The following is a 7,803-nucleotide window of genomic DNA, read 5'->3' as shown; positions in this document are numbered from 1 at the left end:
AACTTCTCCGATTGCCCCTCGGCAGCCCCCTGACGGCCCGCATCACCCGTGTCACCGTGGCCCCGGGATAATTCCGAGACCAGTAAGCAGTCAACACGATGGCCGGTCTTCGGTTGGAGGGCTCTGCTTCGTAGGACCACCGAGCGTCATCAGAAGATCCATCCGGAAAGGAATACCTTTGTGGGGCTGCCATCCCGTGTCCTAGACGAGCTAGAGGTCGACGGGGCGATTCGATGCGCGCACGAGGTTCTCGCAGGCGCAGGGTTCGGCGGATTAGGCAGAGAACTGACTGCGACAGGTCTTTCTTGCTGAACATCGATGTCGCGGCGACTCGGGTCAGCTCCCAAGTCGTCTACTGGACGGATCGTCCGCCGTCGACGGGAAGCACGGCTCCGTTGACATTGGCGCTGTCGTCGGACAGCAGGAAGGTGATGGTGGAGGCGATCTGTTCGGCGGAGGCCATGCTCGGGATCTGCGCCTGGAAGGGCGCGAGCCGGGACGTGCCGTACTCCGACGGATTAGCGGGCATAGTGATTCCCGTTGCCACAGCACCGGGAGCGACCGCATTGAAGCGAATGCCGAGCGGCCCATACATGAACGCTGCGGACCGCACCAGACCGATGACCGCGTGCTTGGAGACCGTGTAAGCATTGCCCGACGCGTTGCCGCGCAACCCGGCCTCGGACGACACGGCGACGACAGCTCCTTCGCCTGCCTCGATCATGAGCGGGAGAATGGCACGGGTCAGTTTGAAGGTACCGGTGACGTTAACGGCCAGAATGCGGTCCCAGACGGCATCGCTGGTTTCGGCCAGCGGAGAGTAGTCGTCGATGATTCCCGCGACATTGGCGAGAACGTCCACACGGCCAAGAGTGGCCTCGACGATGTCAGCAATCGAGACTTGATCGGTAATGTCGCCGCGGACTGCGACAATGTCGAGTCCGGGCTCGGCCGCAGCGAAGGACTCGAGTGCGTCGGCCGAGACGTCGACTGCGACAACCCGGCCGCCCTCCCGCGCGATTCTCGATGCCGTGGCCCGGCCAATGCCGGAGGCGGCGCCCGTGACTACCGCTGTCTTCCCCGCGAATCTGCCCGCCGTGACCCGCTCGGACCACACAGTCGCCGCAGCTCCTGGCGGGATCTCGCCGCCGTTGACCTGCCGGACGAGGTCGTCGATAACAGCGGCCGGGAGCTGTCCGCGGCTGAGGGTGATGAGTTGCTGTACGGGGAGGCCCCGCAGCACCGAGGCGACTTCCGGAGCAATGCCTGACTGCTCGAGCAGAGTTCGCATGAGCGGCCCGCCGGCTGAATCGTCGAGCCAGGTCCCGATCGAACTCTTCGCGCCAAGGACAATTGTTTCGGACATGGTCGAGGCCTTTCTCGAGGTTTAAAACTCGCGGTCTTATTCCCGCGCGGGAAAGACTAGCATCGTTGGGAGAGCGTGGGGGTAGACGATGGGTGAGAAGCAACCCGCGCGCCCGCGCGGCCGCGGGGAGCGAGCCGGCCTCGACAGGGAGGCGATCCTGCGCGCGGCAGGTGGGCTGGCGCCTCAGGACCTGACTATGCAGGAGCTCGCGTTGAGGCTCGGCGTGGACCGTAAGGCGCTGCATCATCACGTGACGAGCCGGACAGTCCTTTTGGAAATGCTGGCCGAGGAGACACTGCGAGAACGACTCGCCCACGTTCGGGTGCCCGAGGATCTAGATTGGCGAGATTCGGCGCGGGCGTTCGCATTTCAGATGCGCGAAGCGTTCGACGCCGCCGATAAATACGTCGAGCATTTCCGCTTGACCCCCCTGATGACTCGCGACACACTCCGTGCAGCCGAGACGGTGATAGGGCGCATGGTCGCTGCCGGATTTACAGAGACGATCGCGGCTCGAGGGCTTCTCAGCGTGACCACGCTCGCGACGGGGTTCATCCGAGAAGACCGTATCGTGGGCGACGGAAGCACAGAGGTAGAGGCGTTCCGATCCGTGGTCGCGGAGTCTGCGGAGGAGTTTCCCCTGCTGCACGCGCTAGATGTGAAGGGGTTCGCTGGGCGGGATGAGACGCAGTTTCGCTTCGCCATCGACACCGTCCTCGACGGCCTCGCGCTCGCGCTCCGCAACTAGGGAGCGTGGGGCGGGCGGTCAGGCGGTGGCAGCACGATCGCTCACCTGTGGTGCTGCAGGTGCGCTGACAGACGCCACATCAACCAGGCTGCCGATGCTCGAGATCGCCCACTCGGGGTCCGGATCGGCCACCCGAGAGCCGCCTCGAACCAACGGACGCGGTCCTGAAGGGTCGAGTGATGAAGGTGCAGCACGCTCGCAGCGGCTCGCAAGCTCTCTCCGGCGGCGAACTGCGCAAGGACGGCGGGCGCCCAGGCTCGCTCTGTTCTAATCGCCTCGAGCCTTTGCACATCGTGCGAGAGTCGCGCCGCGTCGACGGAGACGACCTTGGCCAGGTCCCCGACCGCTCCTAAGTGATCTGCGTCGATCACTGGCTCCCCACCACAAGCGGAGTGCGTGGCGAGTCGAAGCGCTAACCGCGCCCGATCCAGAGCGGCGGGAGCATCGCCGTCGGTGATCCGCGACAAGCCGAAGCACCCATCAGAAGCGGCCCCTGGTAGAAGAGCAAGCGCCCCCGGCTCCACTAACGAGACCCACAAGTCGCCTAGAGATGCGGACACGCCCAATCCGGTGTCGCGGGTACCGACGACGACCAATGGAGCAGTCAGATGTAGTGCATTCCCGGCAGCGATTCTTTCGCTCGGCGAGGCGGCGGGGTCGCAAACCACACGAACCAATTCGTCCTGTGCGAGCGGAGTGTCCTGCAGCAGCATGATGAGCGCATATGCACAGCGCTCCAAGATGAGGTCATCCAGCGGTCCATTCGGGCCAGATCGCTCGATCCAGATCGACGCGGACCGCACGTCATCGAAAGTCTTGCGCGGCCATTTCGGGTCGAGTTCCGGGGGCGAGGACGAAGGACCCGGCGGGTCGATGCGCACTGTGCGCCCGCTCGCTCCGTCATGCATCCCCACCGGGGCCGCCGCGAGCACGGCTGCGGCGCGAAGCAGTACAGGGGAGGAAGCTCGGCGCGCGGCGAGCTCGTCGAAATGGGAAATGACCCGCAGCGCAGACGCGGCCGTGTCGTCCTGGACGGCGACGCGGCCGATTAATTCGCGCACTCAAGCCTCCTTGCTTTCATGCTCCCCCGCCAGCTGGCGGGTGGCACGATTATAACTCGCACCAGTCTGCGGTTGTTCTCGCGCACGGGTCGGACCGAGAATCGGGATGTTCACAGCGACGTGAGGAGCACATCATGGCCGAGCAGGTAGTAGTTCCCCCCTTCGATCCCGAGGTGCGCCCGGTGCTCGATGCCCTGGGTGGTCTGATGCCGCCTGTGTCAGCTGAGACGCTCCAAGCACTCCGCAGCTTTGACACCGACGCTGCCGCGGGCGGGGCACTCGACCTGACCTTCAACGGGCGGGTCGCTCTCGAGGAGAGGATCGTTCCCGGCCCCCAAGGCGCTCCAGACGTCCCCCTGATCATCCTGCGACCGACACGCGGGCGCGGCCCTTATCCTGTGATCTACAACACCCACGGTGGAGGTATGGTCATGGGCAGCGCTCGGACCGAGCTCCCTCAGTACGCCAAATACGTGGCGGAGGAACTCGCGGTCGTCGTTGCGGTCGAGTACCGACTAGCACCGGAGCATCCGGACCCGGCACCGGTCGATGATTGCTACGCCGGCTTGGTGTGGACCGCTCAACACGCCGACGAGATTTCGGGCGATCCTCACCACATCATGATTGTGGGGGCCAGCGCTGGCGGCGGGTTGGCAGCAGGGACCGCCCTCCTGGCCCGAGACCGGGGGTTCCCCAACCTGACTCACCAGTTCCTTGGCTGTCCAATGCTTGACGACCGGGACGAGACGCCGAGCAGCCGCATGCTCGACGGCGAGGGTATCTGGGATCGAAACGACAACGCGTTCGGATGGACCGCACTGCTCGGGGACCGCCGAGGCGGCCCGGACGTGTCAATCTACGCAGCGCCCGGGAGGGCCACTGATCTCCACGGCTTGCCCCGAACGTTCATCGATGTTGGCAGCGTGGAGACGTTTCGCGACGAGGCCATCCTCTTCGCGCAACGCCTATCGCAAGCTGGAGTCGTCGTCGACTTCCACCTCTGGGGTGGGGCCTTCCACAGCTCCGACATAATGGCACCCGAAGCGGAAATCTCGATTTCAGCGCAGATAGTCCGAGATCGATTCATCAGGCAAGCACTTCGGTCCATGTGAGCGCAGCCCCCCAAACCGCGGATGTGAGCGAGAATACCGACCACTCCACGTCGGCCGCCCTGGTGGCCGTCGCACGAAGCGTTCAGTCCCTCTAATAGCCATCGCGCTGGGCGGCGAGAGCGCCCTGGCCGAGCAACGTTCGGCATGGATCGGCGTTCCGTGAGCTAGTCGATCAGAAGGCTGTCACCCGGCGCCTAGCGATGAAGCCGCAAACGTTCTTCACTCAACGAGCTCAAGACTGACCCCCGGAGTAGGCCTTGTCCACGAGAGAGCGGAACCTCGCGGATAGTCTCGATAAGGTTCACTGACCGTTGGGGGGCGGAGGTAGAGCGATTCTGGCGCACTCCCCCGACTTCGCGCCGCTCCCTCCGCTCCACCACCAGGCCCTAGAAACAGCGCAGACTCCAAGCCCGAAGATGTGCGAATCTAACCTCGTGTTCTTACTCACACACGGCTTCGAGGATGACCATTACTGGGTCGCCGAGGAGATCGACGGCGTGCTGATAGAAACCCCGTGGCGGGTGGAGCGCGAAGGGGATGAGTACCGCCTCAGCCACGCAGACAGTGCTGCTCTCACTGAGCTGGTGTACGAGCTCGGCGGATTCCCACACCCTGAGGCGGCGGTCGCACGGCTGGAACAGTTCCTCTAACTTCGCTGAACGGTCGAGACGCGACAAGCGACGACGAACCGCCCAGACCGACTAAATCCGGCCCGCCCTCAGATCCGGAGCAGGGCCGGGCAGTAACGCACTGACTTCAACGTTCAGCACTTGCGCCAGGGCAGTCAGTGTGAGGAGCGAGGGGTTCGCAGGTCGGCCAGGACCAGAGAGTCCCTTTTCGAGCTGCTGGTAGTGGGATCGGGTCAGGCCCGCGGCGTATGCCACTTGTTCCTGCGTGAGGCCGGCCGCGATACGGTACCGCTGCACGACGATTCCCAAATCCCGGACGTAATGAGTCCATTCGTCTGGAACCTTATGCCGAGCCACGCATTCCACCGTGGACTCACGGACTGGACAATTGGCAGATAAAACAGGCATTATCTACTACGCCTGTTTTATAATCCACGGCGACCTCAGGGAGGGCATTCATGCGGGAACCAGCCGGCGAAGGGCTACAGGACCGGGGCTCCGGCGACTCGCCCTCGAGTCCACGGTCCATCTGGGATGTGCCAGTCGTCAGGACCACGGTTCAGGTGCCACTCGGGCCCGTGACCGACACGGTCAGCGAGGACAAACAACAACAGCATTAGAGTCCGATCGCCGCGACATCGGCATTACCCGGGTCAGGGCGAGCGGTGCCGATCCGAGTTCGGCACCAGTGCTGATCGTTTCGATCGCAACAAAAAGGAACGATTCGGGCGACCCAAAGTCCTGCGGGATTGACCGCTCCTTCAAACATGGCAGCAGGGAATCTAGCTTCGTTCGACTAGTCCGGACTCCTCGAACCAGCGCAAATGTCCACTCTTGAGCCCAGCGCCAGGGAGCCATCGCACTGCAAACACAATGTCTACTGGCATGGACATTTGGTCGATCAACCTCCTCTAATACGTCCGACGTGAAATGGGCCGCCCTGGACCGGGTTCCTCACACGCCGCAGGCCGCTTCGCCGAACACAGCGCCATTGAGGCAAACTTGCCGCCTCAAAGTCCAAGGGCGGCGCCGTCATCTCCTTGCACTAGCTCTTGGAAGCGACTTAGCTCCAGGCTGGATCTACGCGCCCACCTTCGCTCTCGATGGCGGATCGGAGACTGCCGAAGATTCTGATCACATTTGTGAACCAGATGGCCTCATCGCCCCAATTGGGTACGAACCGCGCCATCCCGGTCGTCCTCGCCCCGTCCTGGGCCAGGGTGATCTCAATCCTCCAAAGCTCGCTGAGTTTGCTGCCTGCGCGGATCACGATCCGATCTTCTGCTACGTACTCGGCGTAAAGCTCCCGCGCGGGCGGATTGGCTGCAGTAATGCCGAACTGATTACCGTACTTCTCGAGATAATCACGAATTAGGTAGCCAAGACTTCCGATTCCATCGGGAGAGTTGGGCGAGAAGTTGGTGAACAGCCCGACTACGTCGGCCCTGTTCCCGTTGACTACGAATGCCACACCGTCCTGGAAGTCATCCAATATAGTGCGCTCAGGTTTCTTGGGTCGCTTGCCGAATAGAGCCATCTTCATCCTCCAGGTAGCACGGTCTGAATCCCGGGTTTCCCGCCTCGCGTGTAGCTCACACGAATGGAAGGCCAACCTGCCCCGATTAGGGGCTCGAGGATTAGCCCGAAGCCCTCCCCGGGTCCCAAGGTTATGGGCAACCGATGTGAAATGGGGAGTTCTGAATTCGTGACCCCGTCGGTCAAGCCGATTACTGTCGCATCAGCATCGCCTGCGTTCAAGATTCTGTAGGCGACCCTTCCCGTCCGAACGAGTGAGAATGCTCGATGCGCGCCGTTGTTGATATGAATGCCACCGACCGACCCGTGATTGATGCCGATAGAAGCGTTGACCGCGCCATCTCCGATGGCGAGCTGCGTATTTACTTCCGCGGCGACTGAACGCACTTCTTGGGTCGCACCGAGCCCCATCGCACTGAGCCGTTCTGCAACCTGATGCGCCAGGTGCTCACTAGGGTCGGCCTCGAGCAGGTCGAGCCATGCGGACACTCGTTTGTCGTCCTTGGATTCTTTGACCAATAGTCCGCGCAGGCGTGTCCAGGCGGCCTTCGCCGCCCCTGTCAATGCGCCGCTCGCGAGGTTGATCGCAACGCCAACCAGGGCATCATCTAGTCCGATCATTGGCTATAGCTTGGCACATTCACCGCGCCCCTTCGGGTGACTTAGGGATAACCGCGACCGCTGGAACCGGCAAGAATTCGTTGACCCGCGCCACCGCAACGGGCAGCGATTTTCACGAAGCCACGAACATCAACCTTGAGGCGATGGCGTTGATGCTCTCGCCAAACGCGCATCCGTTTTCGCGTCAGCCGTTGTCGACACTTCGCGCCGTCCCTGTGAGGGGAAGGCGCAATATTACCCACTGCTGCCACGGCGCATGATGAGTACTCCACAGAATTGGAGAGCTGGGTGAATTTGTGGAGCGGTCTTCCTGCGCTGCGGGCACCTCAGGATCGGAAGTCGCGTCGAGCGCATGAGCGGAGTTGGCAGTTTCGATCACGAAGGCCGTACGGTCATCCGTGGGTAGGAGACGCCACCTCTGATCGAGTCGATCCCTGTCTCGTTCCTGCCACACCCAGCTGCCGTCACCGCCCTCACGGTCAGTGGAAAGCGCCAGGCCGGATTTCAGGCTCGTTATGCGCACGAGTTGGCGCCCGACTCTGTCGATTCGCCACTGCTGCCATGGAAGTCCGTGTGGCGTCCAAAGCACAGGCCGGGTCTTGTGCCCGGGATCCACCGTTGAGTCGAGTGCTAGGCCAGAATGACGCTCGATCGGTCAAGTCCCGTGGAGTGGTGTAACGAACATTCTTCGAGAATGAGCTTGGCTACGCAGTCAACGTGAGGGGTAGTT

9 protein-coding genes are annotated in these 7,803 nt (G+C 62.6%); 3 read left to right on the top strand and 6 right to left on the bottom strand.

The annotated features are described in order from the left end of the window. Window positions 1-352: 352 nt before the first annotated feature. Window positions 353-1,366 (bottom strand): SDR family NAD(P)-dependent oxidoreductase, encoded by a 1,014-nt coding sequence (locus AC3WLB_RS24180; RefSeq protein ID WP_492510470.1) that lies wholly within the window; start codon window positions 1,364-1,366, stop codon window positions 353-355. Between the two features lie 88 nt (window positions 1,367-1,454). Here AC3WLB_RS24180 and AC3WLB_RS24175 point away from each other — a divergent pair, with 88 nt between their 5' ends. Then, a complete protein-coding gene (locus AC3WLB_RS24175; RefSeq protein ID WP_492510468.1) occupies window positions 1,455-2,114 on the top strand; it encodes a TetR/AcrR family transcriptional regulator C-terminal domain-containing protein in 660 nt (219 codons plus the stop codon). A gap of 41 nt (window positions 2,115-2,155) precedes the next feature. Here AC3WLB_RS24175 and AC3WLB_RS24170 read toward each other — a convergent pair whose 3' ends face one another. Further along, a complete protein-coding gene (locus AC3WLB_RS24170; protein ID WP_492510466.1) occupies window positions 2,156-3,175 on the bottom strand; it encodes a helix-turn-helix domain-containing protein in 1,020 nt (339 codons plus the stop codon). Between the two features lie 134 nt (window positions 3,176-3,309). On the opposite strand from AC3WLB_RS24170, the gene AC3WLB_RS24165 reads away from it, so the two are divergent. Both AC3WLB_RS24165 and AC3WLB_RS24160 read left to right on the top strand, forming a co-directional pair. Then, window positions 3,310-4,287 carry an alpha/beta hydrolase fold domain-containing protein gene (locus tag AC3WLB_RS24165; RefSeq protein ID WP_492510464.1) on the top strand — a complete coding sequence of 326 codons (978 nt, stop codon included), beginning with the start codon at window positions 3,310-3,312 and terminating at the stop codon, window positions 4,285-4,287. Between the two features lie 434 nt (window positions 4,288-4,721). Next, the gene (locus AC3WLB_RS24160; RefSeq protein WP_492510462.1) at window positions 4,722-4,937 is read left to right on the top strand and encodes a hypothetical protein; all 216 of its coding nucleotides are present in this window, start codon (window positions 4,722-4,724) and stop codon (window positions 4,935-4,937) included. Window positions 4,938-4,988: 51 nt separating this feature from the next. On the opposite strand, the gene AC3WLB_RS24155 is transcribed toward AC3WLB_RS24160, so the two are convergent. The 4 genes from AC3WLB_RS24155 to AC3WLB_RS24140 all read right to left on the bottom strand — a co-directional run bounded on the left by AC3WLB_RS24155 (window position 4,989) and on the right by AC3WLB_RS24140 (window position 7,662). Further along, a complete protein-coding gene (locus tag AC3WLB_RS24155) occupies window positions 4,989-5,324 on the bottom strand; it encodes a helix-turn-helix domain-containing protein (protein ID WP_492510460.1) in 336 nt (111 codons plus the stop codon). Window positions 5,325-5,979: 655 nt separating this feature from the next. Continuing rightward, entirely contained in the window at window positions 5,980-6,453 is a 474-nt protein-coding gene (locus tag AC3WLB_RS24150) for a hypothetical protein (RefSeq protein WP_492510458.1), read from the bottom strand. Window positions 6,454-6,455: 2 nt separating this feature from the next. Next, complete coding sequence (locus AC3WLB_RS24145; protein ID WP_492510456.1) at window positions 6,456-7,073, bottom strand: hypothetical protein; 618 nt, start codon at window positions 7,071-7,073, stop codon at window positions 6,456-6,458. Window positions 7,074-7,257: 184 nt separating this feature from the next. Continuing rightward, window positions 7,258-7,662 (bottom strand): RICIN domain-containing protein, encoded by a 405-nt coding sequence (locus AC3WLB_RS24140; protein ID WP_492510472.1) that lies wholly within the window; start codon window positions 7,660-7,662, stop codon window positions 7,258-7,260. Window positions 7,663-7,803: the final 141 nt, after the last annotated feature.

The sequence above is a fragment of the Herbiconiux sp. FW305-C-125 genome (assembly GCF_058783455.1).
Note: the sequence above shows the minus strand (reverse complement) of the source record. Positions and strands in the feature narration are given on the sequence as shown.

Bases quoted from the DNA above. Each gene is read 5' to 3' on its own strand.
- AC3WLB_RS24150 (WP_492510458.1), bottom strand. From the start codon at position 6,453: ATGGCTCTATTCGGCAAGCGACCCAAGAAACCTGAGCGCACTATATTG.
- AC3WLB_RS24155 (WP_492510460.1), bottom strand. From the start codon at position 5,324: ATGCCTGTTTTATCTGCCAATTGTCCAGTCCGTGAGTCCACGGTGGAA.
- AC3WLB_RS24180 (WP_492510470.1), bottom strand. From the start codon at position 1,366: ATGTCCGAAACAATTGTCCTTGGCGCGAAGAGTTCGATCGGGACCTGG.
- AC3WLB_RS24175 (WP_492510468.1), top strand. From the start codon at position 1,455: ATGGGTGAGAAGCAACCCGCGCGCCCGCGCGGCCGCGGGGAGCGAGCC.
- AC3WLB_RS24165 (WP_492510464.1), top strand. From the start codon at position 3,310: ATGGCCGAGCAGGTAGTAGTTCCCCCCTTCGATCCCGAGGTGCGCCCG.
- AC3WLB_RS24145 (WP_492510456.1), bottom strand. From the start codon at position 7,073: ATGATCGGACTAGATGATGCCCTGGTTGGCGTTGCGATCAACCTCGCG.